This is a genomic window from Paenibacillus sp. T2-29, assembly GCF_052921365.1.
Window position 1 is genome coordinate 74955 of record NZ_JBREVE010000002.1, and the last position, 23877, is coordinate 98831.

General features: G+C 45.0%; 23 protein-coding genes. 10 read left to right on the forward strand and 13 right to left on the reverse strand.

Translation table 11 applies throughout. From position 1 onward, the window contains the following. Positions 1–48: 48 nt before the first annotated feature. The 7 genes from ACU1JV_RS06020 (at position 49) to ACU1JV_RS06050 (ending at position 6635) form a co-directional block, all read left to right on the forward strand. Positions 49–750: a response regulator transcription factor gene (locus ACU1JV_RS06020; RefSeq protein ID WP_413985825.1), complete on the forward strand. Its 702-nt coding sequence runs from the start codon at positions 49–51 to the stop codon at positions 748–750. Beyond that, positions 747–2108: a sensor histidine kinase gene (locus ACU1JV_RS06025; protein WP_413985824.1), complete on the forward strand. Its 1362-nt coding sequence runs from the start codon at positions 747–749 to the stop codon at positions 2106–2108. The genes ACU1JV_RS06020 and ACU1JV_RS06025 overlap by 4 nt, the downstream gene beginning before the upstream one ends. Before the next feature lie 22 nt (positions 2109–2130). After that, positions 2131–2724 carry a PepSY domain-containing protein gene (locus tag ACU1JV_RS06030; RefSeq protein ID WP_413985823.1) on the forward strand — a complete coding sequence of 198 codons (594 nt, stop codon included), beginning with the start codon at positions 2131–2133 and terminating at the stop codon, positions 2722–2724. A 115-nt stretch (positions 2725–2839) separates the two neighbouring features. Further along, positions 2840–3391, forward strand: a complete 552-nt coding sequence (locus ACU1JV_RS06035; protein WP_413985822.1) for a PepSY domain-containing protein — start codon at positions 2840–2842, stop codon at positions 3389–3391. A 208-nt stretch (positions 3392–3599) separates the two neighbouring features. After that, a complete protein-coding gene (locus tag ACU1JV_RS06040; RefSeq protein ID WP_013370149.1) occupies positions 3600–4610 on the forward strand; it encodes an aminoglycoside phosphotransferase family protein in 1011 nt (336 codons plus the stop codon). 18 nt (positions 4611–4628) lie between these two features. Continuing rightward, positions 4629–5525: a phosphotransferase gene (locus ACU1JV_RS06045; protein ID WP_064963896.1), complete on the forward strand. Its 897-nt coding sequence runs from the start codon at positions 4629–4631 to the stop codon at positions 5523–5525. Positions 5526–5768: 243 nt separating this feature from the next. Next, positions 5769–6635 carry an arylamine N-acetyltransferase family protein gene (locus ACU1JV_RS06050; RefSeq protein ID WP_025676396.1) on the forward strand — a complete coding sequence of 289 codons (867 nt, stop codon included), beginning with the start codon at positions 5769–5771 and terminating at the stop codon, positions 6633–6635. A 24-nt stretch (positions 6636–6659) separates the two neighbouring features. On the opposite strand, the gene ACU1JV_RS06055 is transcribed toward ACU1JV_RS06050, so the two are convergent. The 3 genes from ACU1JV_RS06055 to ACU1JV_RS06065 all read right to left on the reverse strand — a co-directional run bounded on the left by ACU1JV_RS06055 (position 6660) and on the right by ACU1JV_RS06065 (position 9997). Beyond that, positions 6660–6821, reverse strand: a complete 162-nt coding sequence (locus ACU1JV_RS06055) for a hypothetical protein (protein WP_413985821.1) — start codon at positions 6819–6821, stop codon at positions 6660–6662. Positions 6822–6829: 8 nt separating this feature from the next. After that, positions 6830–7852 carry a protoglobin domain-containing protein gene (locus ACU1JV_RS06060; protein WP_413985820.1) on the reverse strand — a complete coding sequence of 341 codons (1023 nt, stop codon included), beginning with the start codon at positions 7850–7852 and terminating at the stop codon, positions 6830–6832. Positions 7853–8101: 249 nt separating this feature from the next. Next, complete coding sequence (locus tag ACU1JV_RS06065; RefSeq protein WP_013370145.1) at positions 8102–9997, reverse strand: PrkA family serine protein kinase; 1896 nt, start codon at positions 9995–9997, stop codon at positions 8102–8104. Between the two features lie 282 nt (positions 9998–10279). On the opposite strand from ACU1JV_RS06065, the gene ACU1JV_RS06070 reads away from it, so the two are divergent. Continuing rightward, on the forward strand, positions 10280–11113 hold the full coding sequence (locus ACU1JV_RS06070) for a DUF2161 domain-containing phosphodiesterase (protein WP_165081468.1): 834 nt from the start codon (positions 10280–10282) through the stop codon (positions 11111–11113). 20 nt (positions 11114–11133) lie between these two features. Here the strand turns inward: ACU1JV_RS06070 and ACU1JV_RS06075 are convergent, their stop codons facing one another. Together ACU1JV_RS06075 and ACU1JV_RS06080 are read right to left on the reverse strand one after the other, a co-directional pair. Further along, complete coding sequence (locus tag ACU1JV_RS06075; RefSeq protein WP_013370142.1) at positions 11134–12387, reverse strand: aminotransferase-like domain-containing protein; 1254 nt, start codon at positions 12385–12387, stop codon at positions 11134–11136. A 48-nt stretch (positions 12388–12435) separates the two neighbouring features. Then, on the reverse strand, positions 12436–13092 hold the full coding sequence (locus tag ACU1JV_RS06080) for a response regulator transcription factor (RefSeq protein WP_165081466.1): 657 nt from the start codon (positions 13090–13092) through the stop codon (positions 12436–12438). A 271-nt stretch (positions 13093–13363) separates the two neighbouring features. On the opposite strand from ACU1JV_RS06080, the gene ACU1JV_RS06085 reads away from it, so the two are divergent. Beyond that, positions 13364–13771, forward strand: a complete 408-nt coding sequence (locus tag ACU1JV_RS06085; RefSeq protein ID WP_013370140.1) for a hypothetical protein — start codon at positions 13364–13366, stop codon at positions 13769–13771. Continuing rightward, entirely contained in the window at positions 13768–14835 is a 1068-nt protein-coding gene (locus ACU1JV_RS06090; protein WP_165081464.1) for a phosphodiester glycosidase family protein, read from the forward strand. Before ACU1JV_RS06085 ends, ACU1JV_RS06090 begins: the two co-directional genes overlap by 4 nt. A gap of 99 nt (positions 14836–14934) precedes the next feature. Here the strand turns inward: ACU1JV_RS06090 and ACU1JV_RS06095 are convergent, their stop codons facing one another. The 8 genes from ACU1JV_RS06095 to ACU1JV_RS06130 all read right to left on the reverse strand — a co-directional run bounded on the left by ACU1JV_RS06095 (position 14935) and on the right by ACU1JV_RS06130 (position 23867). After that, the gene (locus tag ACU1JV_RS06095) at positions 14935–15183 is read right to left on the reverse strand and encodes an AbrB/MazE/SpoVT family DNA-binding domain-containing protein (RefSeq protein ID WP_014599574.1); all 249 of its coding nucleotides are present in this window, start codon (positions 15181–15183) and stop codon (positions 14935–14937) included. A 376-nt stretch (positions 15184–15559) separates the two neighbouring features. Further along, complete coding sequence (gene trmL / locus ACU1JV_RS06100; protein ID WP_165081462.1) at positions 15560–16024, reverse strand: tRNA (uridine(34)/cytosine(34)/5-carboxymethylaminomethyluridine(34)-2'-O)-methyltransferase TrmL; 465 nt, start codon at positions 16022–16024, stop codon at positions 15560–15562. 244 nt (positions 16025–16268) lie between these two features. After that, the gene (gene serC / locus ACU1JV_RS06105) at positions 16269–17360 is read right to left on the reverse strand and encodes a 3-phosphoserine/phosphohydroxythreonine transaminase (protein WP_013370136.1); all 1092 of its coding nucleotides are present in this window, start codon (positions 17358–17360) and stop codon (positions 16269–16271) included. Between the two features lie 269 nt (positions 17361–17629). Then, positions 17630–19054 carry a type I glutamate--ammonia ligase gene (glnA, locus tag ACU1JV_RS06110; protein WP_013370134.1) on the reverse strand — a complete coding sequence of 475 codons (1425 nt, stop codon included), beginning with the start codon at positions 19052–19054 and terminating at the stop codon, positions 17630–17632. Positions 19055–19320: 266 nt separating this feature from the next. After that, on the reverse strand, positions 19321–20364 hold the full coding sequence (gene aroF, locus ACU1JV_RS06115; protein WP_165081460.1) for a 3-deoxy-7-phosphoheptulonate synthase: 1044 nt from the start codon (positions 20362–20364) through the stop codon (positions 19321–19323). Positions 20365–20629: 265 nt separating this feature from the next. Further along, on the reverse strand, positions 20630–21586 hold the full coding sequence (locus ACU1JV_RS06120; RefSeq protein WP_129548951.1) for a 4-hydroxy-3-methylbut-2-enyl diphosphate reductase: 957 nt from the start codon (positions 21584–21586) through the stop codon (positions 20630–20632). Positions 21587–21697: 111 nt separating this feature from the next. Further along, positions 21698–23176: a sensor histidine kinase gene (locus tag ACU1JV_RS06125; RefSeq protein ID WP_013370130.1), complete on the reverse strand. Its 1479-nt coding sequence runs from the start codon at positions 23174–23176 to the stop codon at positions 21698–21700. Between the two features lies 1 nt (position 23177). Continuing rightward, the gene (locus ACU1JV_RS06130) at positions 23178–23867 is read right to left on the reverse strand and encodes a response regulator transcription factor (protein ID WP_013370129.1); all 690 of its coding nucleotides are present in this window, start codon (positions 23865–23867) and stop codon (positions 23178–23180) included. Between the last annotated feature and the right edge of the window lie 10 nt (positions 23868–23877).

Sequence of the window (23877 nt, forward strand, 5' to 3'; positions counted from 1 at the left end):
TGCTAAAATACTTCCGTATCGGTTATTCGCCTACAGGAGGGCATGATTATGAACCAATCCATTTTGATCGTAGAAGACGAAGAGAAGATTGCCCGACTTCTAGAGATCGAACTTGAATTTGAAGGCTATCAAGTAAGTAAAGAAAAGAACGGAATTGATGGGCTGGAAACCTATTGTAAAGGTAGTTGGGATCTAGTTTTGCTGGATATTATGATTCCTGGTATCAATGGCATCGAACTCCTTCGGAGGATTCGTAAACATGATGCGAACGTTCCTGTCATTTTACTGACGGCTAAAAGTTCCATTGCGGATAAGGTCGAGGGACTCGATTTGGGAGCCAATGACTATGTTACCAAACCTTTTGTGATCGAAGAGCTGCTTGCACGTGTAAGGGCCGCGCTCAGGGTAGGTGCAACGAAAGACATGGCTTTACAAGTGGCAGATCAATGGCTTAGTGCCGGAGATTTACGTCTTCATGAGGGTACACGTGAAGTGCTTCGGGGAGAGCACAACATTGAGCTTACGCCGCGAGAGTTTGACTTGCTCGTTCATTTACTCCGACATCAGCGGCAGGTCCTTAGTCGTGAACAATTACTGGAAAATGTATGGGGCATTGATTATATTGGTGATACCAATGTGGTCGATGTGTATATTCGCTATGTGCGGAATAAAATCGACCCCTCGCGCCAACTCCCTGAGCTGATTCATACTGTACGCGGAATTGGTTATGTTCTGAAGGAATCGTTATGAAGCTGCAGAACAAAATCCATACGTACACCTCGTTATTATTCGGGGTTTTACTTGTGGCCATTAATTTCTCAGTTTATTTTCTATTCAGCCAACTTTCAATAGACAGTCGAAAAAACCAGGTAGAGGCCGCAGCAGAGAACATGATTCATGGCATTCAACGCGCTCCAGTATCCGTAGCCGCTGAGGATCTGCTACGAGCCTATGTGCCTCTGGACGGCATGCTTCGGCTGATGAGACCGGAAGGCGATTTTCTTGCCCCTATCACCTCTTCATCAGAACAGTCTCTCAGCTTGATGAAGGGCGTTTTTAATGAAACACGGCAGGTTCGCATCATTACCCATGAAAGCAACCGTTATATTCTCGTTTCGGTCCCCATGATTTGGTCGAATGGAGAGGTTGTCAATCTTCAGGTGACCGAAAGTCTGCAACCGACGATGCAGACGCTCCAGGTACTTAGAATCGTACTTATTGCAGTCACAGGAATTGCTCTTATTCCTGTCGTCATATCGGGCAGACTGCTGGGCAGACTGATTACACATCCAATTACATCCATGATTAGCACGATGAAAGAGATTCAACGTAGCGGAAAATTCAAACGTCTTCCGCTCAATTCGTCATCACGCGACGAGCTAGTCGAAATGGGAGAAACGTTTAATGACATGATTGAATTGCTGGAGCGGAATTTCGTTCGCCAAGAACAATTCGTTTCGAATGCGTCCCATGAATTGAAAACCCCTCTAACCATTATTGAAAGTTATGCTAGTTTGCTTAAACGACGGGGATTGCAGAATCCCAATATTTTTGCCGAATCCGTTGAAGCAATCCATTCTGAGGCGATCCGAATGAAGGATATGGCAGAACAGCTTCTTCTGTTGGCCAGAAACGAAGAACAATGGAATGTCGTGTTAGAACCTGTACGCTTGACCAAAGTAGGGACAGAACTGAAAGCTACATTTGAAAATGCTTTCGGCCGACAAATTCAACTGGATGTACAGACAGACTGCACTGCCTATACGGACGAGAATAAACTAAAACAACTTCTATTTATATTTTTGGATAATGCACGCAAATACAGTGACGAGCCGATACACCTGATGATTGATATTATGGGCGGTACGACTCAACCTTGCATAAGAATCACAGATCAAGGAATTGGAATTCCTGAAGAAAAGTTATCTAAAGTTTTCGACCGCTTTTATCGTGTGGACGAAGCCAGAAGCCGCGAGGAAGGTGGGGCCGGGCTAGGCTTATCATTAGCTACAGGAATTGCTCAAGCTATTCAAGCACAAATTGGGCTAGAAAGCATAGAGGGAAGCGGAACAACTGCAACGATCATCCTCCCTGCTGTTCCAAAATAATAAGCCAAAGGAGGGAAAACCGATGAAAACGATCTATGCCTGGATGATTGGAGGTACGGTAGTGGCTGTATTGATCACCATTTGCCTTTTACAGTGGCCCTGGGCACGATCGTTAGCAGCTTCGCCCTTGGAAGAAAAAGCCGTGGTCCAATCTGTATTGCATCAGTATCCCGGCGAGGTGCTCGAATCCCAACGTTTGGATAATTTTTATGTGATCAAGCTAGAACGCGCCAAAGGGAAGTACGAAATAAAAGTCAACGCCTATGATGGTGTCATCCAATCCATAAAGCGGACACAGATGTATACAGATGCAAAGCAGGAACCCCAAGATCACATACCCGGTTCCTCAGAGCCCAGTGACCAATCAAATCCAGTCCATAAAACTGACCCGGTTTCTCTTGTCATTACAGAGAATGAAGCAGCCAAGCTTGCTGCAAAAGCAGTGAATGGAACATCCGATGACATTGAACTGCACCGCAATGACAAAGGCCTCTATTATCTTGTTGAGGTTGAGGTACAAGATGGGCGTGAGGCAGTGGTGCAGATCAATGCAGTATCAGGCTCAATCGACTCTATCACTTGGGAAAAAGAAAAACAGGATCACGACGAATCATGACGCCCTGATGATCTTGCTTATGTCTTCTCATTGTTTTCTCATGATTCTATTATGTTCCTCTCATGTTCAAGGGTTAAGCTGTATTCAAGCATACAGCTCAAGGAGGAATTATGTAATGAAAAAAAACTATACATTAGGAATAATAGCAGCCACGGTTCTGCTTGGAGTTACGGCTACAGGTGTCTCGGCAAATGCCGTATGGGCTGCTAAGCCTACAGGACTAATTGGAGCGACTACTGCTGCCAATATTGCCAAAAAAGCTGTGGGAAATCATGCGCAAGTTGAGGATGTCGAACTGGAGCGCAAGAACGGAAAAGTCTACTATGAAGTGGATCTTCAGCAAGGAGATAAAGATTGGGATATAGAGGTTGATGCTTATACTGGGAAAACCATCCGTTCCCATTCCGAGCTTGATCATGACTCGAATGACGAGTCTTCCCTTTACAAACCCAACCACGTCACTCTAACTGAAAAGCAGGCTGGACAAATTGCACTTAAGCATGTGCCTGGGAGTACCCTTCTGTCTTCTAAATTAGATAAGGAAGATGGACAGTTCATCTATGAGGTCAAGGTACTCACCAACGAAGAAACTGTTGAGCTTGAAATCCATGCATCATCTGGAGCGATCGTGGATACAGACGAAGATGATGACAACAACGATAACTAATCACCCACCATTCATGACCAGACTTGCATAATACAGTGCTAATTAAAACGGAGCAGCGAACTTTCGCTGCTCCGTTTTTTTTTGACTAACGTGAACAGGAAAAGAACGAGAATAGCCCATAAAACTGCACCTATTATTTCCTCATGAATAGACTGATAACTAACAGAGGATTACCTTTTTCTTCAATTAAAAATCAAGTGAGGTTCTTATGGCGAAATCCTATACAAAAGCACAGATTCGCGAAATCACCCGTCGTTTCGGCCTGATTCCCTTAAAATCAAGCTTAGTCTCATCGCTGTACCGAAAAAATGCTGTGATCCAAGTAAAAACGAAAAAGGGAACTTATGCATTAAAGCCCTTTAGTCGTTCAAAGATGGCTCGTTCAAATACGATTCAACAGATGGAACGAGCTGCGAGCTATATAAGGCTTTTGAAAAAGAGAAAATATACCTACATGCCCACATGGCTCCCCACTCATTCCGGTAAGCTATGGACTTTGTATCAAGAGACGCCATTTTATGTAAGTCAGTGGATCAAAGGACGGGGACTGGAGACCGCTGAAGATTTCGAAAAACTGGGGTTGGCTCTTGCCACACTTCACGCTACATCCACCGGCTTGCATCGGATGGAGAAAGGAAAGTCCCCTCCGACCATTCAACAATTGCGGATATGGAAAAACCAAGATCGTCTTTTCCAAAAAAAAATGATAAAAATCAGCCGCCAGAATAAAGAGTACCGCAACTGGTACAACACTCATGGCAAGGACTGTAAACGTTTATCCAGACGTGCATGGAAGGATTTGCAGGACGCATCCATTATAAGACTGCTTCGGACGGAACGTCGGCACCCCTCCTTGATACACAGTGATATCACCACCCCGAATGTCATTATTTCAGATGACGGTCATCTTAAAATCATTGATTGGGATCGGGCTAAGATTGGCTCAGTCTATGCTGATTTGGCAAAGGCTCTTATGAATACAACTCAATTTAATCCTGAATTTGTGCAATCCTTGTTGAGGGGATACCAAAAACGCAAACCACTCAGCCGAACTGAGCGGAAGATTGTAACAGCTTTATATAAACTGCCACGAGAAGCTTGGCATGCTTCCCGACATCCAAATCGTTCAAGAGACCGCGAAATCCTAGACAACTGGGATCAGTCGTGGCCTCTTCGATTACAAATCATCCATATTTTGCAGGAGTGGGCCCGTGTATAAAAGAAAGTGAGGAGCAAAATGTCGATTTTATCGAATGTTGAGCAAATGTACGGAATCAAAATTCAGCGTAGCCGTCAAATGAAGGACATTCACAAGATTGAAACTGCCAATACAACTTACTGCTTAAAACCCTATAAATTCCCGGAAGAAGAGATTCGTTTTATTACACGTGTCTTGTCCTACCTGGATGAACGCGGGTTTACACGTAGCCAAAAGGTCTATCCAACCGTACAGCAAACAGCCTACATGACCTATGAAGGCGTTTCGTATACATTAACCAATTGGGTTCATGGACCCAGGCCGGAATTCACAAAAAGAATAGACTTCAAAAAGGGAATTTCTACTTTAGCCAAATTCCACACCAGTGCCGTAGGCTTTCCTGTCACGGAAGCGCCCCCTTCCAGAATCCGTTATGAAGGCTTGAGCGATGAAATAGCTGAATATAAAAAGCGCCTCAGTCCTTACAAAGGCACAGCACATCTCCTAGCTCTTTGTGAAGAAGTGTTATATCGTCTACAGCAACCCAAAGTTCGAGCAGCAATCCAGCAGGAGCAAAAAGCAGCTGCATTAATACACGGTGACTATAACTATCCCAATCTGGTCAAAGACAGGCAGCTCAAAATCCATTTGATCGACTTCGAAAATTGTTCCCTACATGTAAGGATGAAGGATCTCTCCCATCTTCTTCATCGGAATTGTCTATGGAACGCGACAAAGATGCTGCGCGCGATAGAATTTTATCAACGATATCGACCGTTGAGCACTCAGGATTTGCATCTGCTTCATATGCTATTGATCTCTCCCTATCATGTGGTCCGCAACCTTAGAATAGGCGGCTTCCGTTCTGCGAAGCGAGTCATTCCATCGTTTGTGCATCTGAACAAATACCGACGTGAACTTAGATCACTGCTATAATCAGTTGGCATGGAACTAAGCAAAAAAACAGACCCGGTGATAGGGTCTGTTTTTTTGTGTTCTGACAACTAGCTAAGGAAAATCGGCATGTTACTAAACGAATCGATTTTCTGATTGTACCGGTACAACCAAAAATTTATAGCATTGTACACAGCACGCCTCCCTTTTACAATGATGCTAAGACTCAATGCTCATTTGTTTCGAGAAGAGAATTTGGCAAACTAACAATAGAGGTGACTGCACATGTACACCATGACAAAAGAAGAAATAAAAGCTTATTTGAACAGAATCGGAATTCCCGAAGTTCAGCCTCCTACCCTATCATATTTAGTGGAGTTGCATAAGGCACATGTAAAACATCTTTCATGGCAAACGTTGGACATTTTTGCAAGAAAGCCGGCTGCCATTGGTTTTCAAGAATCTGTTCAACTCATTCTACATGGGAGAAGTGGTTATTGTTTTCATCTGAATGGTGCCTTTAGTGCGCTACTACATTCCCTAGGGTACAAAGTTTCTCTGCATCATGCTGGGGTACAACCTTTAGGAGCTGAGCCACGCATTAATTCATTTCATCTTGGATTAACAGTGAACTTGCTAAATGAGCAGCAAGAAGATGAAGTATGGATTGTAGATGTCGGACTAGGCGATATGCCATATGAGCCTCTTCCACTCCTGATGGGGACTTATGAACAAACCCCACTTCGTTATAAAGTTATGGAATCTGAAGTTGTTACTAATGGTTGGCGTTTAGAACATGACCCGCTTGCTTCATTTGTTGGCGTTGATTTTGCCCCTACGGTTGTTCAGGATTTGGAAGAATTCAGGCCGAAACATCATTTCTATAGCCGCTCCGTGGAATCTCCATGGTTTAACCTGTTTCTAATTCGGCAAAGGCAAGCATTAGAAGCGAATGAACTCAGAGGATGTATTTGGAAAAAACGTGGGCTAAACGGTTTGGAAAAAATAGAGCTGGATAAGAAGTCGCAGTGGCTGGAAGTATTAGCAGATGTATTTGGTGAGCCGCTCGTTAACTACAGTCACCAGGAACGGGACGAGTTATGGAAAAGAGTACTTGCGGCTCATATGGAATGGAAAAAAATCTTTGACTGAAGCGTTACAATAGAGAAGCTTCCTCTAATTCCTTGTTTCAAAGATTCGGTATTCTTTCAGAGGAATATGCACTTCCTCTGTTGCCTCTGTTGCGTTGATTGGACTGCCACACAGGAAGAGCGTCGCTTTGCCAGTATCCAGCCAGCTAACGCCCAAAACTTCCAGTTCCCACGATATACCGCTCAAACTACATCTCACACCTCCAGCATTTCCGGGGAGTGCTGCAACATTTCCAATTCCTTCACCATGTTTTCAATCAGCTTTGTGAATGAAGCCAATTCTTCCGAGCTGGAGGCCTGTTGCCGGGCACTGGCTGTTGTGGTAGCGGTTTCGGACTGCACACTGTCAAGCATACGGGCAATATCCAGCACCTTGCGCTGAATTTGCTCCTGTGCTTGCTTTGAATTAGATGCCAGCTTTCGCACTTCCTGCGCCACCACTTGAAATCCACGCCCTGCTTCTTGCGCATGGGCTGCCTCAATCGCCGCATTCAGTCCCAGCAGATGAGTCTGATCGGACAATTCTCGAATGGTACTACTCATCTGTTCAATATGCTTAATCTCGTCACTCAATTGCAATACCAGTTCCTCTGTATGTTCCTGCGAAGAAGCAGTATTGCAGGCACTCTCCGCGATACTATCGGTATTTTCCCTAAGTTCGGCAATCATCCCCGTCAAATTTTGTGCAATTCGGGACACCACAGTCAGCATCTGCTTTTGTTCATCGGCGAGCTCGTTAACTTGCTCCTTTTCCTTTTCCTGATAAGCTTCCAGCACAAGTTGGGAATCCAGATTGAACATTTTGGAAAGAGCGTGCACAATAGAATACCAGTCCTCTATCCCCGAACGCTTTAAAATCTCTACTGCAATATCCAGATAAGCAATGTACGTACCCAAATAATAATCGGAAGACAATCCGATTCGGGAATGTACCTGCCCCACAAAAAGGCGGTGTTCGATAAACTGATCATCTATTTTCCCATCTGCAAGAGAAAGCCAGTATTCACGTTGTGTTTGCTTTAGTCGCTCAATATTCGACCATTTAGAGATAATCGACATGAGATGCGGAACCTTTTCTACATGCTCATAAAAACGATCCACTACCTCATTTACAATAGATTGGAATAGCCCCTGATAGTGGTGCAATAAAGCCAAATCACCATCAGTAATACCAATATATTGTATCTGTTTTAATCTACTCTCAGCGACATGAATCATAAGTTCCTCCAAATAATAGTTTACATAGATTTTACATTACCATATTTATCGGCAACTTTTTAGAAAATGTTAAAAAAGCAGAGGATTGATTGTGATTTTTTTCATATTAATTTCAGTGAATTTTATAAACACAACTCCCTAATAATACAAAAAAAGAACCCGCCAGCACCTCAAACGCTCTGTGCCTGCCGGATTCTCTTCACCATCCATTTTAATCCATAGCTTCATTACCCAATTGTTTATTTCCCCTTACCGATTCAGGAGGCTACCTACATACCTCAATAAATCGTTGGCGCTGGCTCCAGTGTAGCCATGCTCCTCAATCAGTCGCTTAATCACCTCATTCATCCGTTTGAGCTGATTAGCATCAGGCGTTTTGGTCGAAGTTGTGATCTTCACAATATCCTTCAAATCGGCGAACAGCTTCTTTTCAATGGCTTCTCGCAGCCGATCATGATGATGATACTCAAACTTTCGCCCCTTGCGGGAATAGGCGGAAATACGGATTAATATTTCCTCACGGAATGCCTTTTTCGCATTTTCCGACACCCCGATTTGCTCCTCGATGGAGCGCATAAGCCGCTCATCCGGGTCGAGTTCCTCATCTGTGAGCGGATCGCGGATTTTCGCCCAATTGCAAAAAGCTTCGATGTTATCTAAATAGTTATCAAACAGCGTCTTGGCTGATTCTTCGAAAGAGTACACAAAGGCCTTTTGTACTTCTTTTTTCGCTAATTCATCATATTCCTTACGAGCCACGGAAATGAAATTCAGATAACGCTCCCGCTCTTCCTTGGTGATGGAAGCGTGTTGGTCTAAACCATCCTTAATGGCTCGTAAAATATCCAGAGCATTGATGGACTCCACATTTTGCTTAATCAGCGCACTGGAAATACGATTAATGACGTACCTTGGGTCTACGCCGGACATGCCTTCTTCCAGAAACTCATGTTGCATCTCCTTCAGATCGGCCTCCTTATAGCCTTCGACCTCCTCACCGTCATACATGCGCATCTTTTTAACCAAATCCATACCCTGCTTCTTGGTTTCTTTCAACCGGGTGAGCACAGAGAAAATGGCAGCCGTTCGCAGCGCATGAGGAGCGATGTGAATATGACGCATGTCACTTTGCTCAATGAGTTTGGCATAAATCTTTTCTTCCTCGGACACTTTCAGATTATAGGGAATGGGCATTACAATCATCCGCGATTGCAACGCCTCGTTCTTTTTATTCGCAATAAAGCTTTTATACTCCGATTCATTCGTGTGAGCTACGATCAATTCATCTGCACTGATGAGCGCAAACCGTCCGGCCTTGAAATTTCCCTCCTGGGTCAGAGACAATAAATTCCACAAAAATTTCTCATCGCATTTCAGCATTTCCTGAAATTCCATCAGTCCGCGATTCGCTTTATTCAGTTCTCCGTCAAATCGATAGGCGCGCGGATCAGATTCCGAACCATACTCCGTAATGGTGGAGAAGTCGATGCTGCCTGTCAAATCGGCAATATCTTGTGACTTTGGATCAGAAGGACTGAACGTACCTATGCCGATCCGGTTTTCTTCCGATATAAAGACCCGCTCCACACGCACCTTTTCGATGTCGCCATCAAATTCCGTACGCAATCTCATCTGGCAGGATGGGCACAGATTACCTTCAATGCGTACACCCAGTTCCTTTTCGAATTCGGGACGCAACTCATGAGGAATAAGATGAAGGGGATCTTCATGCATAGGGCAGCCCTCTATGGCATACACAGCTCCCTGATCTGTTCTTGAAAACTTCTCCAGCCCACGCTTTAGCAAGGTGACCAGTGTCGATTTCCCTCCGCTAACAGGTCCCATCAAAAGAAGGATACGCTTGCGGACATCGAGCCGCCTGGCTGAGGAATGGAAGTACTCCTCCACCAGCTTCTCCAGTGCACGATCCAGCCCAAAAATCTCCTGCTCAAAAAATTTATATCGCTTATGTCCCCCAACCTCTTCTACACCAAAAGATTCAATCATTTTGTAAACCCGTGCATGAGCGGTCATCGCCGGTGTCGGGTCTTTCTTGAGTATCTCGATATACTCTCTAAAAGTGCCGTTCCAGGCCAAGCGGTTGTTCTCCGCTCGGTACTCCGCAAGGCGGTCAAAAATATTCATGCTCGGTTCCTCCCATGACTGCGTAATGACTATCCTCCACTCTTGATGATTATGGCTACACTCGTCACGCCTTTCAGGATATGATGCGATCCTCTTAAAAAAAGTGTAATACATACCTATGCAGATTGATTTCAGAATTGACCTATTTTTTGTGACAGGTCTCTAGGCTTTTTCCAAAAACAAAGGGATTCACTATGCTAAAATAAACAACAACGACGCGGACCTGACGCATTATGGTACAATATAAGCTCGGAATAATGGGATAAAGGAGCGGGAGAATCCATGGCGGTTCGGCATGAGACGGAGCTGTACGCTCCAGTCAAAGCCTTTTTTGAAAATTTGGGATATGAAGTCAAAGGAGAAGTGCGCAACTGCGATTTGGTGGGAATCAAGCCAGGACAGCAAACGCCACTGATTGTGGAGATAAAAAAGACGTTTAACCTGGCGTTAGTGCTGCAAGGTATGCAGCGCTTGAAGCTAAGCAGCAATGTATATGTAGCCGTAGAACGGAACCGTGCCAAAAAAGGGGCGGTGAATCAACGCTGGAATGAGCTGATCGGACTGTGCCGCCAGTTGGGGCTTGGCTTGCTCACCGTCACGTATTTTAAAACAAAGCCTCCGCTCGTTGAGGTGCTGTGTAAGCCCGTGGCATCTAGCGATGATGTTTACAAAACGACTGCCATTCGTCGTGGCTCGCGCAAGGAAAAGCTGCTGCGGGAATTCCACGCACGCAGCGGTGACCACAATGTCGGCGGTAGCACCCGGCGCAAGCTGGTCACTGCCTACCGGGAAAAAGCGCTGCGCGTAGCCGCTGCTTTGCAGGGCTTGGGAGAAGCCGCCCCGGCGCAGCTTGCCCGTACAGCAGCCGTCAGCGATGCTGCTGCCGTACTCCAGCGTAACTACTACGGCTGGTTTGAACGTGTAGCCCGCGGTCGCTATCGGCTGACTCCGTTCGGTGAAGCCGCCCTGAGCGAGTATGCGGAAGTGCTGCAGCAGCAGGGCATTGAAGTGGCGGGTGGAATGGCGGCAGAGTTTAACGAGAGTAGCGAGCAATTGCAGATTGCGGACGCATCCGTCGGTTACTCCACCATTGTAGCGGAAGCAGAGGATGACTGACCCTCGGATATTTATTTTGACTAGCTTCGCGCAGTAAATTCTCCGATCGTCTCACCGATTAGATTCATGCCCATAAGCAGCTGTTCTCGGCCTGGGTGGCTAAAGTTAAGGCGAATATGGGACGCACCTTCATCGCCAACCGCACACAACGCACCTGGCATAAAGGCTACACCCTTGGGTAGCGCCGCTTTGAGCAGCAAGGCGCTGTCCAGCCCAGCGGGCAATTTCACCCACACATACATCCCACCAGATGGAATATGATACGTCACATCTTTCCAAAACGGACGCTTCAGCAGCTCTAAGAGTAATTGGAGCCGAGTTGAATATTCCTTGTTCAACATTGCTAAGTGCTCGTGCCATTGAAAACGCGAGTTGGTCAGCAATTGGAACAGCAGCCGTTGGTTCATCGTACTGGATTGCACGTCAGCCAGCTGCTTCAAGGCGTACATCCCTTCAATCAGCGGCGCAGGACCAGCCGCCCAGCCAGTTCGCAGTGCAGGGGCAACTGTTTTATTAAATGAACCGATATATAGCACTTGACCACCCTGACCCGCATGATCCAGCGCGAATAGTGAGGGGTAAGCCTCTGCAAACTTTCGGCTCTGCGCATGCGGACTCTTATCATGAGTTTCGTGCTTTGTCTTAAAATGCAATTCACCGTAAGAATCGTCTTCAACGACTAACACCTCATGACGTCTACACAGATCCAAAATTTCCTGCCGTCTAGCCGCGCTCCATAAGGAGCCTGTCGGATTCGTAAACGTTGGCGTAGCAAAAAAAAGCTTGGGGCGATAACGGATCATTAAAGCTTCAAGCTTATCGGGAATAACGCCCTCCCCATCTGATTCTACAGGAACGACCTGCGCCCCTTGCATAGATAGCACCTGCAAACATCCAGGGGATGTCGGGTTCTCGACCAATACCGGATCACGCTCATCCACCATCAGCCTTACGATCAAGTCAATGGCCTGCTGGCTACCTGTGGTGAGAAGGATTTGACCTGGTGGTACTCTTACTCCTTTACGCTGTTCCCACTCTCCCGCAAGCCATGCCCGCAACGGAAAATAACCCTCCGGTTCACCATACTGGAGGGCGTCAGGGCCGGAGCCAAACACATCATGAGCCGCTTCTTCCAATAGTTTCACCGGAAACAGCTCTTGTGCGGGCAATTCTTCAGCCAAAGATATAAAGGAATGTTTTCTCGCATTTTCCCGGATATGACGCACTGGAGAAGCCAACATCGCAGCCGTTCGTGAAGCAAAGGAATATTGCATGAACATCCTCCTTCTCCTGAAAATAGTCATGATCTCCGGGCTGACGCGTCAAGCATATAACTGCTTCATCTGACGCGCATATAAGGCATAACGTTCAATCGCCTGCGCCCGGCTGGACACACCTAATTTCGCATAAATTTTACGTAAATAATTATCAATGGAGCGCCGACTAACTTCGATCTCGACAGCAATTTTGTCATATGTAATTCCCTGTACAATACGTTCCATAATAAAAACTTCGGTTTGCGTCAATTCGTCAAAAGGCTCCGAAGCCATTAACGGCATAAATGGCCAGTTTCCACAACGAATCCAATCCATCGGTAATGAAGCAAATCCTTCGCGCAAACCGTTGATCAGGTGAATTAACTGGCTCGGTGATGCCTGCTTGGATAGCATTCCATTTGCACCAAGCGAGATTAACTGCTGGAACAACGTAATATTGTCCTCATCCGTCATAATAACAATATGGCTGTCCGGAGACAAGACCCGCATTTGTGTCAAAAACGGTTCCGCCGTTCCCTCAGGCAACCTATAGTCCATTAAAATAATTTCCGGGCGAATGGAGCAAACCAGCTCCAGGCCTTCTGTGCCGGAGGAAGACATCCCTCTAACAAGCAAATCCTGCTGGTCTTCCAAAATAAGCTTTGTTCCCAGCATACTTGTAGGATGAATATCTATGATGACCACCTGCCATATTTTTCTCATATCTAAACCTCCTGATTTACAAAAAAATACATATTTAACGAAAATAATCATAAAACTAAAGAATGCTTATGTAGAAATTGCGTAAATGTGAACGTATAGGAAGCGAAAACGATTTAAGGAAATTGTATCCTAGGACTTCCTTCCGATGCAATCTCTTTTTCCAATATTTTTATATGACTATTTCGCTTTTGCGAAATAAATAGGCCCATGATAGAATTGGTACTGCAAATAAAGACTGGAAATTTGAATTTACACGGGAGTTGAAAATCGCATGCAAGCTTCACCTGAACGTCCTCCTGCCGAAGCCCGGCGGAGCAATTCAAGAAAGGGGTTGCCCGTAAAGACTTTTCTGCTATTTTGGTTCATTCTTATTATACTAGGTGCTCTCGCAACCTATCTGTATAGCAATCACTTGAAGCAGCAAATGCTAAACGAAATGCAAACCCATACAGACCAACAGATTCAGGCACTCAAATCCGACTATGAAAAGCAACTGACTGCACTTTCCAAGGAAGTTAGCGGATTGCAGGGCAAAGTTCAGTCCTTCAACGAACTACTGACCTTTACAAAGGATAATGCCAATAACAAGACCGATAATAGCAATAAACTGTATACTCAATTAAATGAAGTCAAGCAGCAACTCAATACACTTCAGAAAAAAATGGACTTGCTAAAATGAATGTAGATGCAAAGCTAGTAAACCGGTTCTTTATGTTGGCCCTTGCTCCTTTTATCGGTTTGTTAGGGTGTATTTTGTTAGTGCATCCCCCTTTGAGCTTTCCTGAATCTACATCTCCGAGTCTGCAAAAAGCCGAAATCACTCTACAAGCGCAATCAGTAGGCAAGCAGCTTGATGAAGCCAAGCAAACAGCAACGTATACCTTATCTACGATTCGCCGAACGTCTGAGATTTACAAACAAACGACCCAAACGATGAATCAGCTTGTCGTGACTGCCTCTGCGCAGTCCAAGCGACCCGCGGTTATCTATAATCGGCGCATCACTGCCAAACTGGGTGTTCCCTATTACCAGGTAGATAGCAACCGGATTACCATTGAATTGTTTAAAGTAAACCCGGGAATTTATCACGGATACGCTATGAAAGTCAAACTTAAAGATCCTAAGGCAATGAAAATGTCTTTGGGAAATGACAAGTTGGGTGGCTCAGAAACGACCATGCGTGCAGTCTTGAGACACGGAGCTATTGCTGGCATCAACGCAGGCGGCTTTGCCGATGGAGATGGCAAACGCTATCCATTAAGCACTACTGTCTTGAACGGCCGCTACCTTACTGGCTTTCAGTCGAGTTTCAAGGACTTGTCATTCGTTGGATTGAGTAACGACGGCAAGCTTATTGGGGGCAAATTTTACAATCAAGGTGCTCTTGACAGCTTAAAACCTGCCTTTGGAGCTACCTTCGTTCCCGTTCTGTTACAAAGGGGACAAAAAGTGCCTATTCCTGATAAATGGAAAGTCTCTCCCAAGCGGGCTCCACGTACAGTCATTGGCAACTATAAAGATGATCAGTTGCTCATTATTGTCGTAGACGGCTACAATGAAAGTGGGGGTTCAGGTGCAACGCTCGAAGAACTCCAAGGGAAGATGTTCAATCTGGGTGTTCAAGATGCTTATAATTTGGACGGCGGCGGTTCCTCGTCCCTTATACTAAACGGCCGAATCGTAAACAAACCGTCAGATGGTAATTTGCGTCCAGTCCCTACTCATTTTTTGTTCTATAAATAGTTAGGTGTAGTTTACTATCCAATTAAATATATGCTGTTCAGGCATAGCTCTATCCGAAAAAAAGCATCACGAACGAATGTCGTGATGCTTTTGCCTCATTTAGGAGGAGTACTGTGTCATTTCTGTCAGGCATTGAGCACAAATATAACGTTCTTTGAAATCGTTCACTTGTTCTATTGAGCCGCAGAATACACATTTTGGACGATAACGCTCCAAAATAATATGGTCGCCCTGAACCAAAATTTCGACAGGATCTCCCTCATTCATTTGATATCTTTTACGTAGTGACTTAGGCAGAACTATTCTCCCCAACTGATCAACTTTACGTACCACACCGGCAGGTTTCATCGTGATCGTACACCTCTCCTATTGAGTATTAGCTTTCAATTTTCTTTCCAGGCGAAAAACTAGGTACAAAGACACTATTCTTTATGTAGTATTCGCTGTCTTTTTGTCGAATCCTGCTGATCGCAGGAAATTTTATTACATTTTTTCATAAAATCATGAACCATATCAAAGTATGGTACAGAATGTCTATAATATTTTTATCGACCGGAAAGCTAATTATCATTAGCTTTCACAGAGAATTTCCGCAAATTTATGACCATATATCCTTTATTCAAGCTCTACTGTCATGTACTTTCGAGCAATAATAGTGCAACTTTTATCAGCAACTAAGGTCCTGGTTCTTTATTCGCATTTATACTTGATCGATTGATGTTTATTACGATAAACCTGGAAAATCCAATTGCCTCAGCGCTTCATATACAATAATCGCAGCGGAATTCGACAAGTTTAGAGATCTTACTTTATCTGACATTGGCATCTTGATACATGTATCAGGATTAGCAGCTAACAGCTCAGGAGGCAAACCTTTCGTTTCTTTACCAAATATCAAAAAGTCTCCATCCTGAAATTCAATATCACTATACTGCTGTTTTGCCTTTGTCGTCGCATAAAAAAAGCGACCTGCTTGATATTTCTCTTGTACTTCAGCAAAAGACTCGTGATACTCAATGTGGACAGCATACCAATAATCAAGCCCAGCCCGTTTTAACGTAGCATCATCGGTACGAAAACCCAGTGGCTTAACCAGATGCAGATGAGTTCCGGTTGCAGCACATGTTCTGGCAATATTCCCTGTGTTAGCTGGAATTTCCGGCTCGACAAGCACAATATGTAATGGCATCAGTTTTTCATTCCTTTCATCATTAAATTCATCAGACAAATAACCTAAAGTCTAACCAAAATGTGTACGCTGAAAGCATGCACTCTCTTCATTTTAACAAAATCAGAGGGATATAGACATCAAACGACAAAAAAATATCATTTTCCCTACACCACTAAAAGCCTTCCCCTATACACATTCAGGGAAGGCTTTATTTTTACTTTTCGATTTCAAATATCGTGTATCGAAATATATGTCTGTGTAATCAACTGTTACGTTGCTTAAATCCATCCATAAACTCGGCTAATGCTTGACAGTTCTCCAGTGGAACCGCATTGTAGATCGAGGCGCGAAGCCCTCCTACACTGCGATGCCCCTTCAATCCGATGAACCCGGCTTGTTCGGATTCTTTAATAAATTGTTTTTCCAGATCCTCATTTGCAAGGCGGAAGGTTACGTTCATAATAGAACGATCAGCGCTGTCCACACAGCCACGATAGAAGCCTTCGCTTCTGTCAATACGGTCGTATAGCAGAGCAGCTTTCTGCTGATTCACACGCTCGATGCCTTCTAAACCGCCTTCCTCCTGGATCCATTTGAGCACTTCATTCACCATGTATATGGCAAAGGATGGGGGAGTATTGTAGAGAGAGTTATTCTTTTGATAAGTACTGTAACGCAGCATTGTAGGAATATTACCTGGTGAGGAAGCCAGTAGCTCTTCACGGGCAACCACGACCGTTACACCAGAAGGTCCCAGATTTTTTTGCGCACCAGCATAAATCAATCCAAATTGAGTAACATCAAAAGGTTTGCAAAAAATATCACTGGACATGTCCACAATCAGCGGTACGGAACCCGTATCCGGGAATTGCTTAAATTGTGTACCTTCAATCGTCTCATTGGATGTCATATGCACATATGCAGTATTCTCAGGCAAGTCCAAGGAATCCACATTTGGAAGACGCATGTATTTCTCATCAGCGGAGGAGGCGGCAATGTGAGCCTTGCCCAATAGCTTAGCTTCTTTATACGCCTTGTCCGACCAGCTACCTGTCATTACATAGCTTCCGATCTGCTCTTCACTCAAGAAATTTAAAGGCAGCATGGCAAACTGCGTACTTGCGCCCCCTTGGAGGAACAACACCTTGTAGCCTTGTGGGTTGCCCAGCAGAGATAACAAACGTTCCTGCGCCTCATTATGAACAGATTCATACACGGCTCCACGGTGAGACATTTCCATGATGGACATCCCTGTTCCCTGGAAATCTACGAATTCAGCTTGTACACGTTCCAATACTTTAAGCGGCAATGCCGCCGGTCCTGCATTAAAATTGTAGGCTCTCTTACTCAACAATTTCCCATCCCTTCTCTACTCTGGTGTGGATATTATCGCTATGATAGCAGTATTCATAAATGCGTTCAAGACTTGTATAAAAATGTTTCCGAATTCCTTTACGATGTGACAAAGCTGTGAATGTTAATATATTTAACATCTTCATTTTGTAATATTCTTCTTAATGGTAAAAGGTCTCCGGCGTGAGACCGGAGACCTATTTTGAACAACATCTATTCCCCGCAGGCTAATGAGCGTTATTCAAAAGCAGCTATGCTATCGATGTATTATTAGCAGTCAAAATACAAGCTGTATTCATGTGGATGAACACGGATATTCACCGATTTAGCTTCAGAACGTTTGAACTCTACATAGTTATCAATAAAGTCCTTCGTAAATACGCCGCCCTCAGTCAGGAATTCGTAATCGGCTTCCAGAGCGTCCAGAGCTTCATCCAGTGTACCAGGTACACTGCGGATTTTGCCTTTTTCAGCATCAGATAGCTCATAGATGTTAGTGTCGAGTGGACCATAGCCCAATTCGATTGGGTTCAGTTTGCGCTTGATGCCATCCAGACCCGCCATCAGCATTGCTGAGAAGGCAAGGTAAGGGTTAGCTGTGGAGTCCGGTGTACGGAACTCGATCCGACAGCCTTTAGGAGTAACAGCCGCTACTGGAATACGTACAGCCGCAGAACGGTTACCTTTGGAGAATACCAGGTTAACCGGCGCTTCGTAACCAGGAACGAGACGTTTGAACGAGTTGGTACTTGGGTTGGTCAAAGCGATCAACGCAGGTGCGTGGTACAGAATACCACCAATGTAATGAAGAGCCATTTCGCTCAGATTAGCATAACCACCTTTTTCGTAGAACAAAGGAGTATCGCCGTCAAAAATAGATTGGTGAACGTGCATACCACTTCCGTTGTCCCCGAAAATTGGTTTCGGCATGAATGTTGCCACTTTACCATATTGACGAGCTGTGTTGTGTACAATGTATTTATAAACGAGCAGGTTATCTGCTGTTTTCTTGAGTGTATCAAAACGGAAGTTGATTTCCGCTTGGCCTGCTGTAGCCACCTCATGGTGATGGCGCTCAATTCTCAGGCCTGCTTCTTCAAGCAAACGGCACATTTCACTACGAATGTCTTGTTGGGTGTCTACTGGTGCTACAGGTACATAGCCGCCCTTCACTCCCACTTTAAAGCCCAGGTTGCCGCCTTCTTCCTTGCGGTTCGTGTTCCAAGCTGCTTCCTCGGAATCTACGAAGAAGGAGGAGCTATTCATGCCGCTTTCGTAGCGAACATCATCAAAGATGAAAAATTCAGATTCAGGTGCAAAGAATGCCGCTGTGCCCACTCCTGCGGATTGCAGAAATTCCTCAGCTTTTTTGGCAATGCCACGAGGATCACGGTCATATTTTTCCCCGTCTGGCGTAGCAATGTCACACAGGATATTCAGTGTAGGATGCTGAGTGAAAGGGTCGATAAAAACCGCTTCTGGATCGGGCAGCATAACCATGTCGGATTCCTCAATGCCACGATAGCCGGGAATGGAAGAACCGTCGAAAGCAACACCGTTAACAAATGTTTCTTCATCTACTTCGGAAGCTGGCAACGAAATATGGTGAGCACGACCAGACAAATCTACAAAACGAAAATCTACCCACTCAATATTATTTTCTTGAATTGTTTTCAATACGTTTTCAACGGACATGTCTTCTTCCTCCCAATTTTTCCGAACATTAAGTCTTATACAACCCTGAAATGTTCATGATCGAATGTTTTTTTCTGTCGTCATTATAAATCTCAAACATGACACGGGTCAATAGCTATGTAAGGTATTTTTTAAACTAATGTTAGATATGCTTACGCCCTTGATAACATTTGAACAATACAAAAAGCCCGAAACATCGGGCTTTTAGGTGATTTTACTCTCATTTACTGCATTGCGGCAAAACTTTTATGCATTAATGTTAATAATTAGTTTTTAGATACGGCACTAGGTGTGTGGAATGTTTTTCCAATTGCAGGGGCTAACAGTTCCAAATCTTTTAGTAAATCTGCAAATTGATCCGGGAATAGGGACTGTACACCATCCCCCGTCATCGAGTTGTCAGGGTCTGTATGCATTTCAATAATTAAACCATCCGCTCCGGCAGCTACCGAAGCCTTCGTCATAGGAACAACCAGTTCACGTCTACCTGTGCCATGGCTAGGATCGGAAATGACCGGCAAATGGCTCAACTGTTGCAAAACAGGGATCGCGGACAAGTCGAGCGTATTTCTCGTGTAAGTTTCGAATGTACGGATACCGCGCTCACACAACATAACATTCGGATTGCCGCCTGCCAAGATGTACTCAGCAGCATTCAAGAACTCGTCATAAGTCGAGCTGAAACCGCGCTTGAGCAATACTGGCTTGCCGCAAGTACCCAGCTTGCGCAGCAGATCAAAGTTTTGCATATTACGTGTACCTACTTGCAGAATATCGGCGTATTCCGCGCAGATGTCTACGTATTCAGGTGTCATGACCTCTGTGATGGTCAAGAGATCGTGCTTCTGACCCGCCTCAGCCATCATGATTAAACCTTCTACACCCGTTCCTTGGAAGCTGTATGGCCCTGTACGCGGCTTAAAAGCACCTCCACGAAGGACTTGCGCTCCTGCAGCTTTGACCAATCCGGCAATTTCATCGATCTGTGCAGCAGACTCAACAGCACATGGTCCCCCCATAACGACAAGCTCGTCCCCGCCGATATTTACACCTTTGATGGAGATCACCGTATTTTCCGGATGAAAATCACGGCTGGCCAATTTGTAGGACTTCGAAATTTTAACCACATTTTCTACACCCTTCATTTGGCGTAGATGTTCTGCCAGCTTCGGCTCTACGCTTCCAATCAGCCCGATAATCGTACGATCCGATCCTCGCGATACATGAGCCTGCAATCCTTCTTTTTCAATAACTTCAACAATAGCTTGAATATGTTCTTCAGGTGTTTGAACACCAGCGATAACGATCATTTTTTTCTCCCTCTCTATAAACCATATTTTACAATCACATAGGATGATATTGTGACACTTAGACGCTTGTTCGCTTTTAAGCTTTTATTCGTTAAAGCAACTATACCTGTTTTAACTTGACTCGTCAAGGCTTAATTATCCCGAATTGTTCTATTTTTTTGAATTAGTGTAGCTGGTCTAATTGGATAATATCGGCACTTAAACAGTTTAAAAAAAGCCGCTACCCGGACTTTGTATCCGAATAACGGCTGTAATCAATCACATACTATTTCGTCGTTTTTGACTTTTCTCGTACAGGAGGCAACAGTTTTTTCATATCAATGGTTCGCCGAATCTCCCATGTTTCCGGGTTATCCGCATCATACTGTTCCAAATACGTAATGACCTCTTTGGTAATCAGCGTAGGTGTTGAAGCCCCGGAGGTCACAGCTACTTTGGCTACGCCCTCAAGCCACTCCCTCTTCAGCTCGGTTATATCAGAAATACGATAAGCCGTGGTACCAGCTATTTCTTCCGACACCTGAGCCAATCGATTGGAATTGTTGCTTCGCGGGTCACCGACCACGATTACCAGATCCGCCTGTCCTGCCTGTTCAGCTACCGCTTCCTGACGTACCTGCGTTGCCAAACAGATTTCATTGTGTATCTCGGCACCTGGGTACTTCTCCAGCAGCTTCTTCATAATGTGCTTGATGTCCCATTGACTCATGGTTGTCTGGTTCGTAATCAGGATTTTGTCTGCTGACAGTGTAAGACCGTCAATCTCTTCTTCCCTTTCAATCAGATGAACATGGTCAGGAGCAATACCGATAGCTCCCTCTGGCTCTGGATGATTCTTTTTGCCAATATAAACAATCTGATAGCCTTCGGCTGACTTCTCCCGAATCAGATCATGTGTCTTCGTCACGTCAGGACAGGTTGCGTCAACCGTAGTCAATCCCTTATCCCGTGCCAGCTTGCGAACCTCTGGTGACACGCCATGAGCAGTGAAGATGACAGTACCACTCTCTACCTGGCTTAAAATCTCCATGCGGTTCGGTCCGTCCAATGTAATAATCCCTTCGTCTTCAAAGGAATTGGTAACATGACTGTTATGAACAATCATGCCTAGTATATAAATAGGCCGGGGTAAATCCAAATTTCTGGCTGCCTGACGAGCCAATACCATGGCATCGACTACGCCGTAGCAGTAACCCCGGGGCGAAATTCTGAGTACCTCCAAAAATAGCCCCCACTTTCTTCGACACAGTATACAGCTCCAATAACTGGACAGCTGTGGGCTTTTATGCCTCTACCGGCCAATTCTATGATGTAGTTCCCCTCCTATTATAGCCTATTCCAAAGGCGCGGAAAAGCTGACTGGAAGCCAAATGACAAAGGTCGTTCCTTCTCCTTGGCGCGTAACCACTTCCACAGACCCCTGATGTTCATCAATAATCCACTTGGCAATCGATAATCCCAAGCCAATTCCCTCTGTCACGCCGCGTGACTCATCTGCCCGGTAAAACCGGTCAAAAATAAAGGGAACCTCACTTTTGTCCATACCAATGCCTGTATCACTGATCCGTAGCCCCACCTGTCCCTGATATACAATTGCATCAAATCGGACTGTGCCTTCAGGTGTATACTTAAAAGCATTATCAATGAAAATGAATAGCATTTGCTGCAAATAATCTTTGCTTCCGTCCATATAAATACCATTCAACAACGAAAAGTCGCCTACATTCCATTCGGCCGTTCGCTCCAAAAACTGAGCACGACGAGCAACCTCGTTTACGAGCGGCTCCAGCGCAACAGGCATCTTATCGAACGTTTTCCCTGTGTCCGCTCTTGCGAGTGACAACATATCGCTCACCAAGCGGCTCATTCGTTTGCCTTCATCCGCCATGTCATTCAGCGCCTCCATGGAAAGCTCGCGAATCATGGCTTCATCCATATTCGGTCGCTCGCCCGGTTCAGTAGTCCACATTTTGAGCAGAAAATCAACGTTGCCACGAATCGTCGTCAAGGGTGTGCGCAGTTCATGGGAAGCATCGGCCACAAAGCGGCGCTGCGCACCATATGCATCTTCAAGTTCCTTGTAGAACACTTCTGTACGCCCCAGCATGTTATTAACTGTCCCGATCAATTGTCCTATTTCATCTGGCGGACCGTCATATTCAATCCGAACACTCAAATCATTGCTCGATTGAATCTGATTGGCCCCCTCAATGACCTTAACCAGCGGCTTCATAGATTTACGAGCCAGGAAGAGACCAGAGGTCGCAGCAGCCAGTAAGGCAAATAACGAACCGTACACAAGCACATTTTGTAACCTGTTCATGAGTCGGTCCTGAGAGCCCGTGAATTGCCCTACCTGTAGCAGCCCGACCACCAAGCCCAATTCCTCGGATTTAATCGACTGTTGATAAATCATAAAGGAATCACCATTTACGTTCACACGCCGAACTCCCTCGTTTTGAACTGCTCCTGCCGCTGTAGACGGAACAGGGAAGGTGATACTAAGGTCTTTCATATTTTGGGTCGTTTTAGTTACACCGGACGTATAATTATAAATTTGAACATATAGCTGTGAGTCATCTATTCCACGCCCCTGCTCCAATCCAAGATCCAGGTTAGGGACCTCAAACAATCCCCCTTTTATAATAAGGCGTAATTGCTTGTTAATCTGTGGCGCCTGAGTCATAAGCTGACTTTTCACTTCATTATATGTGTAGTAATATACTAGTCCGTAAATAGCCAGACCAAAAATGACAAGCACTATAGCCAAGATGCTCGAATACCAAGCTGTCAGCCGCCACCGAATAGACATATTACACATCACCTCTTAAAATATAGCCAGCTCCCCGAATGGTACGAATAAGCCGTTTGCCACCATCCTGCTCCGTTTTTTGTCGCAACATGGCAATATATACTTCCAGCACATTCGATTCCCCGCTATAGTCATAGCCCCAAATTTTATCCATAATCAGATCACGCGACAGAACGCGTTTCGGGTTTTGCATGAACAAATGGAGCAGTTCAAATTCTTTGGCCGTCAGTTCCAAGCGTTTGCCACCACGAACCACTTCACGCGATTCATTATCCAGTTGTAAATCCTCGAAGGTAAGCCGATTCCCATTATTGTCCTGCTGTTCAGTTTTACGCCGCAAAAGCGCTCGCACTCGTGCCAGCAACTCCTCCAGAGCAAACGGCTTTACGAGATAATCATCAGCCCCCAGATCCAGACCCTTCACCCGGTTCTCCACCTCATCCTTGGCTGTAAGCATTAGGACAGGTACCGTGCTTCCTCCCTCTCGCATACGCCGGCAAACCTCAAAACCATCGACCTGCGGCATCATTACATCCAGTACGACCAAATCAGGCTCAGCTGTTAGCATTTTATTTAATCCCTCTGCTCCATTGGTGGCTGTCAGCACTTCATATCCTTCAAAAGCCAGCCCTCTGCGCAGCATGGATACGATTTTTTCATCGTCATCAATGATCAGAATAGTAGAACGCATACACGATCAA

Excerpts from the sequence above, each read along its gene's own strand:
- ACU1JV_RS06050 (WP_025676396.1), top strand. The coding sequence starts at position 5,769 with ATGTACACCATGACAAAAGAAGAAATAAAAGCTTATTTGAACAGAATC.
- ACU1JV_RS06025 (WP_413985824.1), top strand. The coding sequence starts at position 747 with ATGAAGCTGCAGAACAAAATCCATACGTACACCTCGTTATTATTCGGG.
- ACU1JV_RS06125 (WP_013370130.1), bottom strand. The coding sequence starts at position 23,176 with ATGTCTATTCGGTGGCGGCTGACAGCTTGGTATTCGAGCATCTTGGCT.
- ACU1JV_RS06020 (WP_413985825.1), top strand. The coding sequence starts at position 49 with ATGAACCAATCCATTTTGATCGTAGAAGACGAAGAGAAGATTGCCCGA.
- trmL (WP_165081462.1), bottom strand. The coding sequence starts at position 16,024 with ATGCCATTACATATTGTGCTTGTCGAGCCGGAAATTCCAGCTAACACA.
- ACU1JV_RS06085 (WP_013370140.1), top strand. The coding sequence starts at position 13,364 with ATGCAAGCTTCACCTGAACGTCCTCCTGCCGAAGCCCGGCGGAGCAAT.
- ACU1JV_RS06070 (WP_165081468.1), top strand. The coding sequence starts at position 10,280 with ATGGCGGTTCGGCATGAGACGGAGCTGTACGCTCCAGTCAAAGCCTTT.
- ACU1JV_RS06030 (WP_413985823.1), top strand. The coding sequence starts at position 2,131 with ATGAAAACGATCTATGCCTGGATGATTGGAGGTACGGTAGTGGCTGTA.
- ACU1JV_RS06090 (WP_165081464.1), top strand. The coding sequence starts at position 13,768 with ATGAATGTAGATGCAAAGCTAGTAAACCGGTTCTTTATGTTGGCCCTT.
- ACU1JV_RS06060 (WP_413985820.1), bottom strand. The coding sequence starts at position 7,852 with ATGATTCATGTCGCTGAGAGTAGATTAAAACAGATACAATATATTGGT.
- ACU1JV_RS06045 (WP_064963896.1), top strand. The coding sequence starts at position 4,629 with ATGTCGATTTTATCGAATGTTGAGCAAATGTACGGAATCAAAATTCAG.
- aroF (WP_165081460.1), bottom strand. The coding sequence starts at position 20,364 with ATGATCGTTATCGCTGGTGTTCAAACACCTGAAGAACATATTCAAGCT.
- glnA (WP_013370134.1), bottom strand. The coding sequence starts at position 19,054 with ATGTCCGTTGAAAACGTATTGAAAACAATTCAAGAAAATAATATTGAG.
- ACU1JV_RS06040 (WP_013370149.1), top strand. The coding sequence starts at position 3,600 with ATGGCGAAATCCTATACAAAAGCACAGATTCGCGAAATCACCCGTCGT.
- ACU1JV_RS06065 (WP_013370145.1), bottom strand. The coding sequence starts at position 9,997 with ATGAATATTTTTGACCGCCTTGCGGAGTACCGAGCGGAGAACAACCGC.
- ACU1JV_RS06035 (WP_413985822.1), top strand. The coding sequence starts at position 2,840 with ATGAAAAAAAACTATACATTAGGAATAATAGCAGCCACGGTTCTGCTT.
- ACU1JV_RS06080 (WP_165081466.1), bottom strand. The coding sequence starts at position 13,092 with ATGAGAAAAATATGGCAGGTGGTCATCATAGATATTCATCCTACAAGT.
- ACU1JV_RS06075 (WP_013370142.1), bottom strand. The coding sequence starts at position 12,387 with ATGCAATATTCCTTTGCTTCACGAACGGCTGCGATGTTGGCTTCTCCA.
- ACU1JV_RS06130 (WP_013370129.1), bottom strand. The coding sequence starts at position 23,867 with ATGCGTTCTACTATTCTGATCATTGATGACGATGAAAAAATCGTATCC.
- ACU1JV_RS06095 (WP_014599574.1), bottom strand. The coding sequence starts at position 15,183 with ATGAAACCTGCCGGTGTGGTACGTAAAGTTGATCAGTTGGGGAGAATA.